14 protein-coding genes are annotated in these 16,940 nt (G+C 51.0%); 5 read left to right on the top strand and 9 right to left on the bottom strand.

Translation table 11 applies throughout. From position 1 onward, the window contains the following. Nucleotides 1–25: 25 nt before the first annotated feature. Entirely contained in the window at nucleotides 26–868 is an 843-nt protein-coding gene (locus A1332_RS12920) for a hypothetical protein (RefSeq protein WP_064008900.1), read from the bottom strand. A 427-nt stretch (nucleotides 869–1,295) separates the two neighbouring features. Then, nucleotides 1,296–2,057, bottom strand: a complete 762-nt coding sequence (locus A1332_RS12915) for a C1 family peptidase (RefSeq protein ID WP_064008899.1) — start codon at nucleotides 2,055–2,057, stop codon at nucleotides 1,296–1,298. A 186-nt stretch (nucleotides 2,058–2,243) separates the two neighbouring features. On the opposite strand from A1332_RS12915, the gene A1332_RS12910 reads away from it, so the two are divergent. After that, nucleotides 2,244–2,918: a response regulator gene (locus tag A1332_RS12910; protein WP_064008898.1), complete on the top strand. Its 675-nt coding sequence runs from the start codon at nucleotides 2,244–2,246 to the stop codon at nucleotides 2,916–2,918. Between the two features lie 130 nt (nucleotides 2,919–3,048). Here the strand turns inward: A1332_RS12910 and A1332_RS12905 are convergent, their stop codons facing one another. The 3 genes from A1332_RS12905 to A1332_RS12895 form a co-directional block, all read right to left on the bottom strand. Next, nucleotides 3,049–4,884, bottom strand: coding sequence for a hybrid sensor histidine kinase/response regulator (locus A1332_RS12905; RefSeq protein ID WP_231890288.1), 1,836 nt, complete (start codon nucleotides 4,882–4,884; stop codon nucleotides 3,049–3,051). Nucleotides 4,885–5,048: 164 nt separating this feature from the next. Further along, nucleotides 5,049–6,344: an ABC transporter permease gene (locus A1332_RS12900; RefSeq protein ID WP_064008896.1), complete on the bottom strand. Its 1,296-nt coding sequence runs from the start codon at nucleotides 6,342–6,344 to the stop codon at nucleotides 5,049–5,051. After that, the gene (locus tag A1332_RS12895) at nucleotides 6,341–7,255 is read right to left on the bottom strand and encodes an ABC transporter ATP-binding protein (RefSeq protein WP_064008895.1); all 915 of its coding nucleotides are present in this window, start codon (nucleotides 7,253–7,255) and stop codon (nucleotides 6,341–6,343) included. Before A1332_RS12895 ends, A1332_RS12900 begins: the two co-directional genes overlap by 4 nt. Before the next feature lie 321 nt (nucleotides 7,256–7,576). On the opposite strand from A1332_RS12895, the gene A1332_RS12890 reads away from it, so the two are divergent. Genes A1332_RS12890 through acnB form a run of 3 tightly spaced genes read left to right on the top strand, consistent with a single transcriptional unit; the run spans nucleotide 7,577 to nucleotide 11,805 of the window. Further along, on the top strand, nucleotides 7,577–8,587 hold the full coding sequence (locus A1332_RS12890) for an isocitrate/isopropylmalate dehydrogenase family protein (RefSeq protein ID WP_064008894.1): 1,011 nt from the start codon (nucleotides 7,577–7,579) through the stop codon (nucleotides 8,585–8,587). Nucleotides 8,588–8,609: 22 nt separating this feature from the next. Then, nucleotides 8,610–9,224 carry a Uma2 family endonuclease gene (locus A1332_RS12885; protein ID WP_064008893.1) on the top strand — a complete coding sequence of 205 codons (615 nt, stop codon included), beginning with the start codon at nucleotides 8,610–8,612 and terminating at the stop codon, nucleotides 9,222–9,224. Nucleotides 9,225–9,246: 22 nt separating this feature from the next. Continuing rightward, complete coding sequence (gene acnB, locus A1332_RS12880; protein ID WP_064008892.1) at nucleotides 9,247–11,805, top strand: bifunctional aconitate hydratase 2/2-methylisocitrate dehydratase; 2,559 nt, start codon at nucleotides 9,247–9,249, stop codon at nucleotides 11,803–11,805. Between the two features lie 148 nt (nucleotides 11,806–11,953). On the opposite strand, the gene A1332_RS12875 is transcribed toward acnB, so the two are convergent. Both A1332_RS12875 and A1332_RS12870 read right to left on the bottom strand, forming a co-directional pair. Beyond that, nucleotides 11,954–12,328, bottom strand: a complete 375-nt coding sequence (locus tag A1332_RS12875) for a DUF2975 domain-containing protein (protein WP_231890287.1) — start codon at nucleotides 12,326–12,328, stop codon at nucleotides 11,954–11,956. 453 nt (nucleotides 12,329–12,781) lie between these two features. Next, the gene (locus tag A1332_RS12870) at nucleotides 12,782–13,204 is read right to left on the bottom strand and encodes an HIT domain-containing protein (RefSeq protein WP_064008890.1); all 423 of its coding nucleotides are present in this window, start codon (nucleotides 13,202–13,204) and stop codon (nucleotides 12,782–12,784) included. A 214-nt stretch (nucleotides 13,205–13,418) separates the two neighbouring features. On the opposite strand from A1332_RS12870, the gene A1332_RS12865 reads away from it, so the two are divergent. Then, complete coding sequence (locus A1332_RS12865) at nucleotides 13,419–14,786, top strand: autotransporter outer membrane beta-barrel domain-containing protein (RefSeq protein ID WP_064008889.1); 1,368 nt, start codon at nucleotides 13,419–13,421, stop codon at nucleotides 14,784–14,786. 75 nt (nucleotides 14,787–14,861) lie between these two features. Here A1332_RS12865 and mepA read toward each other — a convergent pair whose 3' ends face one another. Both mepA and A1332_RS12855 read right to left on the bottom strand, forming a co-directional pair. After that, nucleotides 14,862–15,719 (bottom strand): penicillin-insensitive murein endopeptidase, encoded by an 858-nt coding sequence (gene mepA / locus A1332_RS12860; RefSeq protein WP_064008888.1) that lies wholly within the window; start codon nucleotides 15,717–15,719, stop codon nucleotides 14,862–14,864. Nucleotides 15,720–15,755: 36 nt separating this feature from the next. Further along, a complete protein-coding gene (locus tag A1332_RS12855) occupies nucleotides 15,756–16,892 on the bottom strand; it encodes an acyltransferase family protein (RefSeq protein ID WP_064008887.1) in 1,137 nt (378 codons plus the stop codon). Between the last annotated feature and the right edge of the window lie 48 nt (nucleotides 16,893–16,940).

Here is a 16,940-nt window from a genome sequence, read left to right as displayed (position 1 = left end):
ATTTATGATATTATTGTCATTTCTATTATTTAGGGGTAATGCTAAATTTTTTCTGCAGATCTTTTCGTATTGCTGAATCGCAAGCAATATGAGTAGCTGTTGTACCGACTGCAAAGGTTTGCACCCAAGCAAGCTTAGAGTCCTTTAGGTCAGAAAAGCTTGTGTCTGAAACCAATGACGCAAGAAAGGAAGGGCTAGAAACTTTATATTTAAATCCGTTTTTTATTTCAGCTTGGTCATTAATATTTGTCACCATTAGTGGCGCTAATGCTAGTTCTTCACGATTAAAACCAATTTGAATTTTATCTGGAATACCCGATGTTGCGCTACTTGGAGACCAGGCTACTTTTAAACCTAAGCTGGAATCGGTTGAAAATATAAAAGGTTTGACGTCGCCAGGTCCGGGTAATGAGGTAAATTCGTCGGTTTCCGCACTAGTAATTAGGTCCCAAAACTTTCTAAAAGGTCCTTTTTTGAATTTTGGCATTTCAGTAAGTTTAATTGCTGTATTTTCATCATTTGGTTCTGTTCCACAGTTTGTGCCGTCACTTTGCCATTTTGTTGAAAATGCTTCTGCTGCTGTACCACCCGCAAAAATAGTAGAGACTCCAAAACCTCCTAAAAATCGACTTTCATTAGTAAATCCTGCAACTAATGGCACATGTTTCCCACCTTCAAATGTTGGCCCAATTGCCGCTTCCTCTCGATCAATATTTATTTGGGCAGTTAAGCGGTCTGCGTCAATGTCTACCCCGACATTGGTTTTGGAAACAAAGAGAAGTTTCTTTTGCCCTATACCGCAGCCTGAAACAGCGGACATAATAAAATAGATTGTTACAAGCTTGATTAGTTTAAGTCTAGGTTCCATGATTATTGCTCCGACTTTTATAAGGGTTTAATTAGGTTATTGACCTATTTTTATGTTAAGCCAATCGGCATTTGGCCACGTCAACCGAAAGTTTGCATTTGGTTCTAAGATATTTATGCTTTGATGGTACGACCATCCACTAATCAATGAAAAGCCGTCTGCAGTTGTTCCAGCTCCTAAGCCTAAAGTACTTAGTCCGGAAAATAAAGCGACCTCTTGAGTGCTATTTTTTTCCACTTTCATTACCATGTGACCAATACCAAATAAGTGTTGGGCCCCTGTGTCATCATCAAAATATTGTATGGCGCAACTGTTAAAAACTAACAAGGATAAAATAAATATTCTTAACATTTATGTGCAATTATAGTGGTGTGAGTAATTATATAATTTAGATTTTTCTTATAAAAAATTATCAAGCATTATTGGATTATTTAAATAAATCAGTTTCCACATACTCCGCCTTAATCAACGACCAAAAATCGTCCGCCAATCCGTCATCAATATATTTGTAAGGCAGCCAGCCATAACCCTTTTCGCCCCAAGTTTCTCCCCAGGAGTTTCTAATTAATAACGCGCCCTTGGTTTTACCGATGGCGTCGTCGTAAATCGAGCTGTACACCGAAAAGCCGAACATGGACGGCAGGTTGGCGGCCAGATTGGTTTTGATGATGTTCAGGCGTTTGGATAACGGGGTGCCGGGCGGGTCAAGCCGGTAATACTGCACGGCTTTGTAGCTTTGGGCGAAGGCGTAGCAAAACGCTGAGGGTTCCTGGTCGAATTGGGCGATGTCGTAAGGATGGTATTGTTCGGGCGACACACCGAATAGCACCAGGGCTTTCATGGTATCGCGCAGTTGCGCGCCGCTGTCGCCCTTGTCGCCGGCCAGGGTGCGGGTGGTTTTGTAAAGAAACAAGCGGGAGGCGTCCAGATGTTTGCCAAAGGCGCGGCGCTCGAAGTATTCGATCAGACCGACACCGGCGTTGGCGGTGCATGATCCTAAATCACCCTGGTCTTCGATAGGCGAGCACCAAGATCGCAGGTCTACGGAAGCCGGCAATTGTTTGGGTGTGGCTTTTAAGGCTTCCGATTTACTGAGTATTTTTTGGATCGTATCGCTTTCCGTTTGATAGTCGCGTATATCGGGTAAATCCGGCCGCCAGCCCAAGCTGTATCGATAGTTTCTGGCCATGGTTCGCATCCTCATTGAATACTGAAATTCGCTGCTTTGACACTGCTTTTAGCTATGATCGGATTTTGCGGTAACTAACGGCTGTGATCCAGCTGCTTTTCGTACCAGTACAAACGTACTGGCTACTTCCTCGGCTGTTTAGCGTTAAAATCCAACATCACGTTATCTTCGATAGGCAATCAATAGATGAACGTCCTCCTCATAGACGACCACTTCTGCGCCCGAGAGGGCGTGGCGTGTTTGTTGAAACAAATCATTCCTGAGCTACAAGTATTCGAAGCGGAGAGCTTTGACGAGGGCTTGGCATTGGCTAAGCAAACGCCGTTGAATCTTGTAATGTTGGATGTGCAGTTGCCCGGTAAAGACGGTTTGGTGGGGTTGGCAGAATTGAAGGAGGCCTTTCCGGATTTGTGTGTAGTGATGTTTTCCGGGTTGGACGATAGGGAGCTGGTTTTTCAGGCCCTACGTTTGGGGGCGATGGGGTTTATAGTCAAGACGGTGTCGCGGCAAACCTTTGTAGAGGCCTTGCGGGACGTATTGGCCGGTAAGGTGTATTTGCCTGCATCCGCGGTGGGGCCGCAACGTGCTGGTGATTTGCAAATCGCAACAGTTGCAGAAATACCTAAGGTATCGGATCCGGCGAGTTTAGGTTTGACACCACGAGAGTTTGAGTTGCTGACTTGGCTGGTGAAAGGGATAGGTAATAAGCAGATTGCCCGGCACCTCGGTGTTGGAGAGCAAAACGTTCGCAATCACTTGCGGGTGATTTATCAAAAATTTGGGGTCACTAAGCGTACTGAGTTGTTGGTGAAGGTGTTTGAACGGGGGATTGTGTTTGGGAAGCCGGGGGTGGGGAATTGACGGCTTCGAAGTTGAGGGGATTTATAGAAAATCTCCCCTGGCCCCTCTTTTTCAAAGAGGGGAATTAATAGCGCAAGAGCTTAACTTTACGCCATTGGTTAATAAACTGATTTTCTTTGTCGACTATTCTTCACACGGATTTGGTTATCTGCATGGTTTTAGCCATAGCTTCCATCAGCGCTTTGGCTCCGGCGGGTTTACGCAGGATGGCGGTGTGTGCCGGTAACAGGGTTTTCTCGTGGTCCGAGATGGCGCGAGCGGAGAGGATCATGGTCGGCACCGGCCCGCAGGCGGTGTGGACTGCGGCGATGATGTCGTGGGCGGTTTCCCGGTTGCCCAAATAAAAGTCTGTTATCAATAAATCCGGGTCTCTGTCATTTTCGACTAGTAACTCTGCGGTTTCCGCCAATGACGACGCTTCATGCACTAAGCAGCCCCAAGCTCTGAGTTGCTTGGCGATGGCCTGTAATACCTCGGCATCGTCGTCTACTACCATTACAAAGTAGCCGGAGAAGTCGCTGTCTTTATCCAATCCACAGTGAATAGCCAATGTCGGCTCGGCAATCGGTAGCTGGAGTTTAAAGTCGCAACCAAAACGAGAGCCACATACCAAACTCAGACTGTGTTCGGGTAAACATTTAACGGCTGCGGCCACGTAAGCCAAGCCTATGCCCAAGCCTGGTACTTTGTTGTCGTTCTGGCGACGCTGGTTGCGGACAAATTCCTTGAAAACCTCTTCGCGCATCTCTTCTGCAATCCCAGGGCCGCTGTCGCAGACATGCAAGGTTAGATATTGCTTGCCGGTGTTGACTGCCGAGACCAGTACCCAGCCGCTCTCGGTATATTTGATCGCGTTATCAAGCAAATTGCCGAGGATTTGCCGCAGGATGTTGACGTCGCTGCATATGTTGAATGGCTCTTGGCGGCGCAACACTACCTTTAGCCGGATGCCGCGCTTGGCGGCTTGCGGGGCATATTGGTTTTCCAAGCCGGTCAGCAGCGTATTCAGATCGATACTGGTCGGTTGCGGAATTTGCCGGCCGGTTTCCAGGTTGGCGATGTCCAGCACATGGTTAAAGGCGGCGTTCAATTCGTCTATCACCAAGCCCATGCGGTTGACCATGAAAGCCGCGCTGTTACTAGGCGGGTTGGCTTGCGCGGTATCCAACACGGCGGCATAGCAGGCCAAGGCTTGCAAGGGTTGGCGCAGATTGTGGCCCATTTGCTGCAAAAAGCGGGTTTTGTCGTCGGCGCTGAGTTGGGCTTTGCGTTTTTCGCGGAAGGATTTGCGGGCGTAAGCTTCCAGTTGGCAGCGGGTGCAGACGCCAAAGATGTTGACGATGCAAAGATTCAGCATAGACGGGATCAAGTCAATCATGGTCAGTCCAAGCCAATAACCGGCCAGCGGCATGGTTAGCGCGGTGCTCCAGCCAAAGCCTATCGTTGCGCGCAGTGACATGAACATTTGCCCGTAACTGAAAAAATACATGGGCAGCAGAGCGGGCCAGGTTTCCGCGTAATAACGGGGATTGCCGTCGTATAACAAGACGGCTATTAAATTGGCTGCGGACAGTCCGGCGCTGAGTTTGGCGATGGTGTTGATTTTGGCAACCGCTTCGACACGGCCATGTAAGTATCTGAATAAACCCACCAACACCAGGACGATGGGCAGCCTTAATAACGCTTCGGTGTTTGAGGTATTGCCAATCTGTAGGTCCAGCAGGATATAAGCCAGGAATGCGGCGGCTCCAAGGCCCAAGGCCCATTTCAGGGGGCTAAGCAACACCAGATAACGTTCTTCCCAAAATTGTCGTTCGGTGTCTTCGTCAAACTGGGGGATGGCAAATAGTTTAATGGGGCTGAGCGACAGCTTGGTATCGAGTAAACGCTCGAGTGGGCGACGGGCGGGTGCCCGAAAAAAGGCCTGGCTGGAAAGATGCTCGATGAATGGATTTGGTTTGCGCATGCCGCAGGTCCCGGTCGCAACCATCGTACTCGGTGCGGCGCAAGGGCGCATCAGTTTTTCCGATAGCCAAGTTATTGTTGTTTTTGTAGCTTGGCTTTATTTTCTCTATTCTGGCGGGCTTAAGCAAGTTATGTGTGCTAACGCACAGACACGTTCTGCTTAGGTTAAACGCTTTTTCGCCAGCGTTGATAGAGCAGACGTAAAATCAGTACGCATTGCAAGGCGGCAAAGACTAACGCGGCAAATGCCGAATCGGCCCACAGCGGAAAGAATAATGCCGAAATATCCGTCATGCCGACCGCACCGAACAGGCCGGGGAGAATGCCGTACAGCAGTGCGGCGGACAGTAAACTCAGGCTAAACGCGCGTTGTGGATTTTTGCCGAAGCAAAAAAACAGGTAAATGGCACAATCGCGCAGTACTAATAGCGCGATAGCTAGCGGGTAGGCATGCAGGGAGATGTCCAGCCAGGCATATCGTTGCTCTTGGAAGCTCAGAAATATCGCAAACGGTAGGCTTAGCGCAAAACTCAATGCGCTCAAGGGCAGTTCCTCACCCACTCGGCGCCAGTTGGCTTGTCGGTAATAGTCCAGCAAGCGTTTGATACGCATAGGTTCGTGCCGTTCGACGATCACGCCGACGTAAGTCAGCACGCTGCAAACCGCAAAAGCAGCCAGGGAAAAGGAATAGCTGGAGCTGGGAATAAAGCCGCCCAAATAGACGACCAAAAACAGCGTAAAACCCAGCCAGGCCCAGGGCAAATTACGCAAGCCCAAGTCTTGTGCTAGCAAGCGATAGTTGCCCATCACGCACCAGAATAAGGCGCAAAGCAGGCTTATTTGGTGCAAAGTCTGCGCGTTTACAGTTAGGTTGTACCAGGAACTGATTTGTAAATTGTCGGGCAAATAATTTGCCGTATCGGTTAAATCGGTCAGTGACGGCATGAAAACGATGAAGCCCACCAACACCAAAATTAGTATCGAACCGGTTTTAAGCTGACCGCGTTGCACCGCCAATAAACCCAGCAAAAGACCGGCGCTTTGTACCAGTAATGCCGTGCCAATGGCGTAAAAAAACAGCAAGGGTAGGGAGGCCGGATTGTCGGTAGCTAGTGCATGGACCAGCAAACAGATGCCGGCGCAGTACCAGGCCATGCTGGTGCTGCCCAGCAGTTTGCCCCAGGCCATTTGCCAGGGGCCTAGCGCTGACAGGCGTTGAATATCCCAGGTGCGGTCGCGGTATTCCTCGACGATGCTGTCCAGGCTTTGCCGGGTGCCCCAAAGCAGTGTTATCAGCATGAATAGCGTTAGTGCGGCTTGAGCGGTTATGTTACCTAGGCGGTAGTCATCCAGAAAATAGGTTAAGGTAAAAACGGCGCTCAACACGATAGTCGCGCCGATCAGCCGGGCTTGCGAGCATTCCAAAATTAGTTGGCGTTCAAATTCGGGATTTAGATTCATGAGCTGTGGCGGATGGTTTGTAGGTAAGCGTCTTGCAGATTGCTGGCAGCAGGTGCGAACTCGCAGACCGTTAAATCCAGCGCGATGAGGGCTTTCAGTACTTGGTGTTGTTGCGACGCGCCACCGTCTAGCTGCAATATGGCTTGTTGTTTATTGTCACTATTTAGCACCTTAATACCTGGCAGGGATTGCAGGAGCGGAAGCAGGTTTTCTACCGGATTAGCCAGAAGTAATTTAAATGGTTTGACTAGGGAAGGCGCTTTGACCGCCACTTGCTCGACGATCCGCCCCTGGCGCAGCACCAGCATGTCGGTGCAGTAAGCTTCCAGTTCGGCGAGGATGTGCGAGGACACCAGCAGCGTCATGCCTTGGGCTTGCAAGTCTAAAAATAGCTCGGCCAGTTCGTGGCGGGCTTCCGGATCCAGGCCGGAGGCCGGTTCGTCCAGTAACACCACTGGCGGTTTGTGAATGATGGCTTGCGCAATGGCTACCCTTTGCCGCAAGCCGCGCGATAACTGGGCAGGGCTGTTTTCCAATCTATCCTGGATATGCAAGCGACGGCTTACATCTTCGATAGCGGCGGCGCAATCGGCTTCAAAAATGCCCTGGGCGCGGGCCACGTAATGCAGACATTGCCGCACAGTCAAGCGTTGATAAAGCCCAAAAAAATCAGATAAATAGCCGATGATCCGGTGGCAATCGCGCGGCTGTTCCAATACGTCGATGCCGGCGATATTGATTGCGCCGCTGACCGGCTGATCCAAGGCCGCCATGCAGCGCAGCAGGGTGGTTTTGCCGGCACCATTGGGGCCGACCAGCGCGGTAATGCTGCCGGATGCGATTTTGAACGACACATCGTCCAAAGCGCGCAGGCCGGGGTATTCGAAAATCAGCTTGTCGGCGGTGATCATGGTTAGTTTTAATCGGGACTTGGGTAGAAATAATGCTGGTTCGATGATACCGCTTTTTTGTGTGCCGGACGCCGATTATCGGCCTGCCGTGCTTGGGTATGAATTTTGCTGGATTTATTGGGTCAGTTTGGCCGGCGTCGCTCAAGGATGTCAGAAATTAAGGCGTATCTGCTTGCGGCTTGCCCGTGCGGCGGGCTGCGAAACTGTGTATTATTACTCATTATGTAGGCGCTTTATTGTGAGGGCGAATTGATGCTAATTGCGATACAGCCAAGCGTGCCCAGTGAGTTGTTATTTTTAATTATCAAGTAGGAGAAATGAATGCATAACGTCACGTTGATTAAAGGTGATGGTATTGGCCCTTCGATCATGGATGCCGCCGTGGCGGTGATTAACGCTTCGGGCGCGAAAATTCATTGGCATGAGGCGGACGCCGGCATGTCGGCGTATGAAAGAACCGGTACGCCGCTGCCGGATGCCACGATGGAATCCATCGCCCAGACTCGGGTGGCGTTCAAAGGGCCGTTGACCACAATGGTGGGGGAAGGTTTTAGAAGTATCAACGTCGAACTACGCAAACAATACGATCTTTATGCCAACGTGCGTCCGGCAAAAAGCTGGAAGGGTGTCAAAACCCGGTACGACGATGTAGATATCGTCATCGTCCGCGAGAATACCGAAGGTTTGTATGTCGGTTTGGAGCATTACCTGACGCCTGCTAAAGACATTGCAGAAAGCTTGGCCGTAGTCACCAAGGCCGGTTCGGAACGTATCGTCGAATATGCATTTAAGTATGCTATCGACAACAATCGTAAGAAAGTAACGGTCTGTCATAAGGCCAATATTTTGAAATACACTCAGGGCTTGTTTCTGAGAGCTGCTAGGGAAATAGCGGCAAAATATCCTGATATTGAATTCGACGAAAAAATCGTCGATGCGGCCTGTATGCATATGGTGATGAAGCCGGAACAATTCGATGTGGTCGTAACCACCAATATGTTCGGCGACATTTTGTCCGATTTGACCGCCGGTTTGGTAGGCGGCTTGGGCTTGATCCCCGGCGCGAATATAGGTGTGGACGCCGCTTTGTTCGAAGCGGTACACGGCAGTGCGCCGGATATCGCCGGCAAAAATATTGCCAACCCTACCGCAGTGATGATGGGGGGCGTGATGATGCTGAATCATTTGGGCGAACACGAAGCCGCGATCCGCATGCAAAACGCGATTGAAAAAGTCGTTAACGGTGGTGTCTATGTAACCCCGGATTTGAACCCGGACAGCAAATACGGCACCAAGGAAATGGGTCAGGCCATTGTCGATGCGATGGAGTGATTAATAAGCGGAGGAGGCGATTATGAGCGCGCAACCTAAATTCGAGCGAGCCTGGATTTCGATCGAAGATTACTTGGCGGGTGAACTGGCAAGCGATACCAAGCACCAGTACATGGACGGTCAGGTCTACGCGATGTCGGGAGCCAGTCTTAATCACGAACGAATTTCGCTTAATATGGCGATAGAGTTAACTAATCACTTGCGGGACAAGCCGTGCGAAGCCTTTGGCTCCAACGTCAAGATTAAAACCGATAGACACGTGTTTTATCCGGATGCGATGGTGGTATGCGATCAAAATTATACCAGCGAGTACTACACCGAAGCACCGGTACTGGTCGTCGAAGTCCTGTCTAAATCCACCCGCCGCCTCGACGAAACCATCAAACGCCGTGTCTACCAAAGCATTCCCAGCTTGCTGGAATACGTGCTGATCGAGCAAGACATCGTCGACGTCGAAGTCTGCCGGCGTAGCGAGGGCTGGGTCTCCAATCACTATTTTCTCGGCGACGACGTGCTGTTCGAATCGGTTGGTTTGACTCTCAGTGTCGCTGACATTTATGCCAGAGTCGATAACGACGATATGCGCACATTTATGGCCGAACAAGCCGCCGCCGAAGCCAACTCATCCCAAGCCTAATATCTTTTTACCGGAAATCATCATGTTAGAACAATACCGAAAACACGTAGCCGAACGCGCCGCCGAAGGCGTGGTGCCTAAACCCTTGGATGCCGAGCAGGTTGCGGCATTGGTTGAGTTGTTGAAAAATCCGCCTGCGGGAGAGGACGTATTTTTGCTGGATTTACTGGCCAATAGGATTCCAGCTGGTGTCGACGAAGCAGCCTATGTCAAAGCTGGTTTCCTGACTGCCGTCGCCAAAGGCGAGGCGACTTCACCTTTGCTGACACCGGAAAAAGCCACTGAATTGTTGGGTACCATGCTCGGCGGTTACAACGTGGTACCGTTGATCGAACTGCTGGACAATGCCGCGTTAGCGCCGATTGCCGCGAAAGCCTTGTCGCAAATTCTGCTGATCTTCGATGCCTTCCACGATGTGCAGGAAAAAGCCGAAGCAGGCAACACTTACGCCAAACAAGTGCTGCAATCCTGGGCGGATGCCGAGTGGTTTACTGCCAAACCAGAAGTGCCGGAGAAACTCACGGTAACCGTATTTAAAGTCACCGGCGAAACTAATACCGACGATTTGTCGCCTGCGCCGGATGCCTGGTCCAGACCGGATATTCCGCTGCACGCCAAAGCCATGCTGAAAATGCCGCGCGACGGCATCACCAATGCCGAGCAGCAAATTACCGAACTGAAAGCCAAGGGTTTCCCGGTGGCCTACGTCGGTGACGTGGTCGGCACCGGCTCCTCGCGTAAATCCGCTACCAATTCGGTGCTGTGGTTCATGGGTGACGACATTCCGTTTATCCCCAACAAGCGCGGCGGCGGCGTCTGCATCGGCGGCAAGATCGCACCGATTTTCTTTAATACGATGGAAGATTCCGGCGCACTGCCTATCGAATGCGACGTGACCGGCATGGCGATGGGCGATGTGATCGACATTTTTCCTTATCTGGGTGTGGTCAAACGCCACGGTACGGATGAAGTCGTCTGCGAATTTGCGTTAAAAACCGAAGTGATTTTTGACGAAGTCCGTGCCGGCGGCAGGATTCCATTGATCATCGGTCGGGGTTTGACCGATCGTGCCCGCCAATTTTTGGGCTTACCGGCTTCCACGGTGTTCCGCCGCTTGGGCGTGGCTCATGACAGCGGCAAAGGTTTTACCCTGGCGCAAAAAATCGTCGGTAAAGCGTGCGGCGTCGCCGGTGTTAGGCCGGGCAGCTATTGCGAACCGAAAATGACCACGGTCGGCTCGCAAGACACCACGGGGCCGATGACCCGTGATGAACTAAAAGACTTGGCCTGCCTGGGTTTTTCAGCTGATTTGGTGATGCAATCCTTCTGCCATACCGCCGCTTATCCAAAGCCGGTCGATGTGCAAATGCAGCACACCCTGCCGGACTTTATTATGACCCGCGGCGGCGTTTCGCTACGTCCCGGCGATGGCGTGATTCACTCCTGGCTGAACCGGATGCTGTTGCCTGACACCGTCGGTACTGGCGGCGATTCGCACACCCGCTTTCCGATCGGCATTTCCTTCCCGGCCGGCTCCGGTTTGGTTGCGTTTGCTGCGGCGACCGGCGTGATGCCATTGGATATGCCCGAGTCGGTATTGGTGCGTTTCAAAGGCCAAATGCAGCCCGGAATTACGCTGCGCGACTTGGTGAACGCGATTCCATATGCCGCGCTGAAAAGCGGTTCGTTGACCGTGGCTAAACAAGGCAAGAAAAACGTGTTTTCCGGCCGAATCCTGGAAATCGAAGGTTTGCCGGATTTAAAAGTCGAGCAAGCATTCGAATTGTCCGATGCCTCGGCCGAACGTTCCGCCGGCGGTTGCACCATCAAGCTCAACGAAGCGCCGATTCGCGAATATCTGAACTCCAATATCACCTTATTGAAATGGATGATCGCCGAAGGATACGGCGATGTCAGAACCATCCAACGCCGCATCAAAGCGATGCAGGATTGGCTGGCCAATCCGGTATTGATGGAAGCGGATCAGGATGCGGAATACGCGGAAGTCATCGAAATCGATTTGAACGAAATCACCGAGCCATTGCTGGCTTGCCCCAACGATCCGGACGACATCAAGCCCTTGTCCGAAGTGGCCGGCACCAAGATTGACGAGGTGTTCATCGGTTCCTGTATGACCAATATCGGTCACTTCCGCGCCGCCGGTAAATTGCTGGAAAAAGCCGGGGCCTTGCCGACACGTCTGTGGGTGGCACCGCCGACTAAAATGGATCAAAACCAATTGATTGAAGAGGGTTACTACGGCACTTTCGGCAAAGTCGGCGCTCGCACCGAAATGCCCGGATGTTCCTTATGCATGGGCAACCAGGCGCGGGTAGCGGAAGGTTCGACGGTGGTATCGACGTCGACGCGTAACTTCCCCAACCGTTTAGGTAATGGCGCCAACGTCTACCTGTCGTCGGCAGAATTGGCGGCAGTCTGTTCTTTATTGGGCAAGATTCCGACAGTTGCCGAGTATATGCAATATGCCGCCAGCATCGAACAAACCAGCGCGGATACCTACCGTTATCTTAACTTCGATCAAATCGACAGCTATCAGGATAAGGCCAAGGAAGTAGCTTAGCCCCGCGCCTTTTAGGTATCTTGCCGGAGCAGGCGGTAACCCAGTTTCAGCTGGGCTTCCGCACTGCTCCAGGCAGACAATACTTAAATATTTTTTTGAGGAAACGGTAAAACCGATGGATCGCCGGACAAAGTCGGTTTTCCGAAACTTACAGGCTATCGATGATCTCCAGGCAGCGTTGAAAAGCGCTGCGGACGATGAAGAAGGTCATTGCAATAGGATAGGATAGATAGTGCTCCGGCAATGCCAGGCACACTAGTACCAAGCCAGCTACTACGCAGGTGTCGAAGCGGGACAAATATTTTTGCAAATAACGTAAGGATTCTTGCGATTCCCAATCAAACTGCGGACTTTTGTTAATTAAACCCAGCAGCATCCAACCGCTGAGCAAGGCAAAATAGACCGGAAATACGCTGAATTGAGGCGAGCCGTCGCTAAATTGCGGACTCCAGTAACCGTACCAAGTCCATAAGCCAGTGGTGGCAAAGCCGTCGTGCCATACTTTGCTGGGTGCGAATTTCAAACAACCGCTCAATAGGAAAAGCACCGCAAGGCCGGCGCTGGACGCCCAGACGGCCTCTATATTCAGAAGGGGCAAAAATGCATTTTGGGTTAGGGTGAGGGTGCTTAATATTAAACAGCAGATGATGAATATAGGCATGGTAGTAACAATGGCTTTTGAAGTTTTACACAGTCTGCCCTAATTTCGACACATTCCCGCTCACGCTGGAGCTATGCGAATTTGCGGAAAATCTATCCTTATTTTGCGACCGTTTATCGATTGTGACGTGCTTTTATAGTGAGCGTCAATCACATAAAAACTAGGTTATTTCAGCCGCCGAAAGCTTATTTCATATTATCGCTGCGCCATTCTCTAGCTAAAGTATTTCCATGTGGATTTATTAACGCCTTCTGTTTATTGTTAGCCGTTGCGATACACCACGTAATCGGTAACGTAAAACATTAAATTTGATTATCAATTGATTAATTGCTGGTTCAGCGCCGAGCGGAGTTGGGTGATTCGTTGTTCCGGCTGGTCACCAGCATAGGGTAGGCTGGCGAACTTTCCCCAAACCGGCGCCGGCCAGGCTTTATCGGTTTGATAGCGCACCACATGATGCAGATGCAACTGCGGTACTAGATTGCCGATGGCGGCAATATTGAGTTTGTCGGGGCGATAAATGTCTGCAAGTGCCTCGGCAAGTAGACAGGACTCGGCTTGCAGAGTCTGTCTATCCACCTGGTCAAGCTGATAAATTTCTCTGATATTGTGGCGCCTTGGTACCAGGATAAACCAGGGATATTGGCTATCGTTCATCATTAACAATTCCGACAGGCTAAAACTCCCCACTTTGAAACAATCTTGCGTTAGTTGCTGATGAAGTAAGAAATCCGGCATGGCTATCTCATCTGAAGTATAAAGTTTTATTGTAACTATTTAGCTATCAGCGATGCTGGTTTTTAGGCTGATTTATTGTCTGACAATAAGTTTCAATTTTTGTGATTTCGCAGTAACTATGTAGGTATTTTCGTTATCGTCTATGCTAAGACCAAATTACCGGTTTGATATTTCGATTTTTAAAGCACATAAACATTTTCATGGGGGAGAAATAATGATGACGATGCAAAACAAGACCGGAGCAATATCCGGCCACCGCTACCCGCGGGTACCGTTAGAACTTGGCGTGTTGTTGTTGGGTTTTAGCTTCTCGGCTGCCACGCCAGCCGTGTCGCCTATCGCGGGATTGCTGCAAAATACCAGCGGTATCAATTCCAGCCAGAGCAATTTGGCCAACGTGATCGAAATTGCCTGTCCAGGCGGGCGGGGAATTAACTCTGACGATTTTCAGAATCGCTGCGATGCGGTAGTAGGTTCCGCTCTTAACCGATCAATACCACAGACATTTAACGCGCTACAACAAACCTCACCCGAGCAGATACCTTCGCAAGGCGTTTCGGCTACGCGTACTTCTTTCAACGCGATTGCCGGACGGATGTCCGCTTTGCGAGCCGGTGCTCGCGGCTTTCAGGTCGCCGGATTGGGTAGCGGTGCGGTGCCGATCAATTTGGCTTCGCTGGCAAACCCGCTTGGCGGCGCGGCGGGCGATAGTGGCGGCGTTTGGGACCGATTGGGCGGTTTCGTCAACGGCAATTACAACACCGGCAATGTCGATACGGATGTCAATCAACTGGGTTATAACTTAAATAGCGGCAGCATTAATGCCGGAATAGACTATCGGTTTGGTAATGATTTGATTGTGGGTGCTGCGTTTACCTATACGCGCGCCGAGTCCAGTTTCGACCGCAACGGCGGTACCTTGGATAGCGATGCTTACACCGGCGCGCTTTACAGTACCTACTACGTAACGGATAACTTGTATTTTGACGGTGTGGCGACCATGGGCGCCATCGATTACGCGTCGGTGCGGCATATCCAATATACGGTACCCAGTGAAACTGTGAATACGCTTGCCAAGGCTGCGCCTACCGGGAACCAATACTCCGTTAGCGTGGGCAGCGGCTATAACTTTGCGGTAAAACAATGGCTGTTTAATCCCTACGTAAAAGCCAATTACATCAAACTCGATGTCGACGGGTTTAGTGAATCAGGCGGCAGCGGCTGGGGAATGGCATTTGCCGATCAGGGCGTCGAGTCGGTCACCACCACAGTCGGCAATCAGATTTCGTATGCGGTTAGTACGGCGTGGGGTGTGTTTACGCCTAATGTGCGCGGCGAATGGCATCATCAATATAAAGACGGCAGCCGCAATATCGCGGCGCGCTTTCTAGGCGATAACAGCAGCGGTTTAGCCTTTAATACGGTGACTAACGCGCCGGACCGCAATTATTTTACGGTAGGTACGGGCGTATCGGGCACGTTTGCGCAAGGCTTAAGCGCGTTCTTGAACTACGACGCGCTAGTGGGGTACCGGGACGTGGAAAGTCATTTATTTACAATGGGTGCCCGTCTGGAGTTTTAGCGCAATGATACGAGACAGGCTTGTGGGAAGAGCAGTCTGACCCGTCCCGATAAAACCATGTTTACCTTTGTAAATTTAGGGGCGGCGCAACAACTGCTCGCACAATGCCGGTAACGGCGGTGGCGGCAGCGGTACGTTTTTCGACGGTGCTTTGGCTTCCGCGGAAAACCACCATGCCAGGCTGGCGTCGCAGCCGTCTCCAGCAGGCAACGGGTCTTGCGAGTCGCAATGCGGGTTATGTGGTGGGCATTTCAAGCGCACATGAAAATGATCGTCGTGTTTCCACCATGGGCGAATCTTGCGCAACCATCCAGCGGAGCCTGGGCTTTTGATTTTGCATAACTCTTGTTTAATACTGGCGTTGACGAAAATCCGGTCTACCTCCGGTTGGCGTGCGGCTGCTTCCAGTACCTTTGCCAGATCCTGCGACCAATGCCGGTAATCGATAGTGTCGTTTTGCATGTCCACGACCGACGGCGCGCTCCAAGTTTCGCGTTCATTGGCTGTTAATTGCCGGTTACTGGCTTGTTCGGATAACAAAAACCAAATATCCACATCCAGGCCTGACTGATGGCTGCGATGTCCGCTTAAGGTCGGGCCGCCGCGCGGTTGGCCTAAATCGCCGATCAACAAAGAGCCCAGTTTTTGTTCAACGCTGAACTGACCCAAGTGCTGGATAAAGCCGATTAAATTAGGGTGCCCGTAATAGCGGTGGCGGGACAAGCGCATGACTTGATAGCCTTGGCCGTCCAGCGGCAAGGTGGCCGCGCCGCTGATACAGCCGCTGGTGTAGGTGCCGATGCTTTGGCTGGATTCTTGGGTCGGTGTGGTGATCTTTGCCCAGTCGTGAGCAGTTGAGCCGGCCGTAACCTCGGAGCTAAGGCTGAACGCGGCAACGCTTAATAATAGTGTTGAAAGGGTAACAAGGCGCATGATGAAATGGCTAGGAAATGGAGTGACTGGTTGGGATTATAACGTTGGCGTGCCGATGGCGGCTATTGCATCGGTCACGCGCCGCCCCAAGCGCATGCTGGGTATTTCCAGCCAGTGATAGAACAACAAGGAAACGCCTTGTACGCAAGCGATTGTAATAAGCCAGCCACCAAACCAAAGCGCCAACCGGTTTTCAGTAAACCCTTCCAGAAATTTTAAGACAAGCGGCGTCAGGCATATCAGGATAGCCATGTGGCTGAGATAAGCGCTGTAAGACACTTTGCCTATTTGCCTTAACACCGGCTGCGACAGCAACCTTTGTGCATCTTTAGAACCTAATACGAACATCAAAATCAAACCGGCGCCCAGACCGGAACCCAGCCAAACAGCTTTATCGCCCACTAATTCAGACGGTACAAACGTCGCGCAGGTATAAAATGCTAAGCCCGCTAGTAACAGCAAACGCCGTTGCCAGCGCCGACCGGACAGGTAGTGGGTTAGATCGGTATAGTGTCTGGCAATGGTCATGCCCAATAAAAAATGCAGCAAGAAAATAGACACTCCCAACAGACTGGTGGCCAGCAAACCAAAAAATACCAGCCAAGAAGTGCCGCGTCCCGCCAGCAACAAGCCTACCGGCAACAGCAGAGACAACACCAGTTCGATACTTAAAGTCCAGGCTTGCGGTAGCAGTACGATCAAGGCGGGTAATTTCAATAAAAAGCTTTCGCGCAACATATCGGTGGGAGTTAGCGGAAATTTATGCCACATTCCGGTTATCCAATCGGTGGCAGGCAGGCTGGTCCTCAGTATCTCACTGTCGAAGGTGTTCACGAACAGGCCGGTGCTGATCAGCAAAACCAGCAAATACGGCAGCCAGATCCGGAACATCCGATTGATCAGGAAGCGCGCCAAATGAAATTCGCTGAGATCCGGTATATGTCCCGCGCGAAAATAGCGCAAAGACAGCACCACGCCGCTGAGCACGAAAAACATAGACACCGCCGCCGAGCCGTCCCACCAGATGTGCAGCGGCGAGAAATCCAGTAATTGCTGACAGAGCGGCGTTTCGCAGGGTAGTCCATAGGCAATAACAAAATGTTCGCTGATGACGGCCAAGGCCGCCAGACCGCGAATAGTGTCCAGGTAACTGATATGAGTTTTAGGCGCCACGGGCTGAGTTTTTATTAGAGTAGGGGATATGGGCTGGCATAGGTATAG

It is taken from the genome of Methylomonas methanica (assembly GCF_001644035.1).
Taxonomy (GTDB): domain Bacteria; phylum Pseudomonadota; class Gammaproteobacteria; order Methylococcales; family Methylomonadaceae; genus Methylomonas; species Methylomonas methanica_A.
Note: the sequence above shows the minus strand (reverse complement) of the source record. Positions and strands in the feature narration are given on the sequence as shown.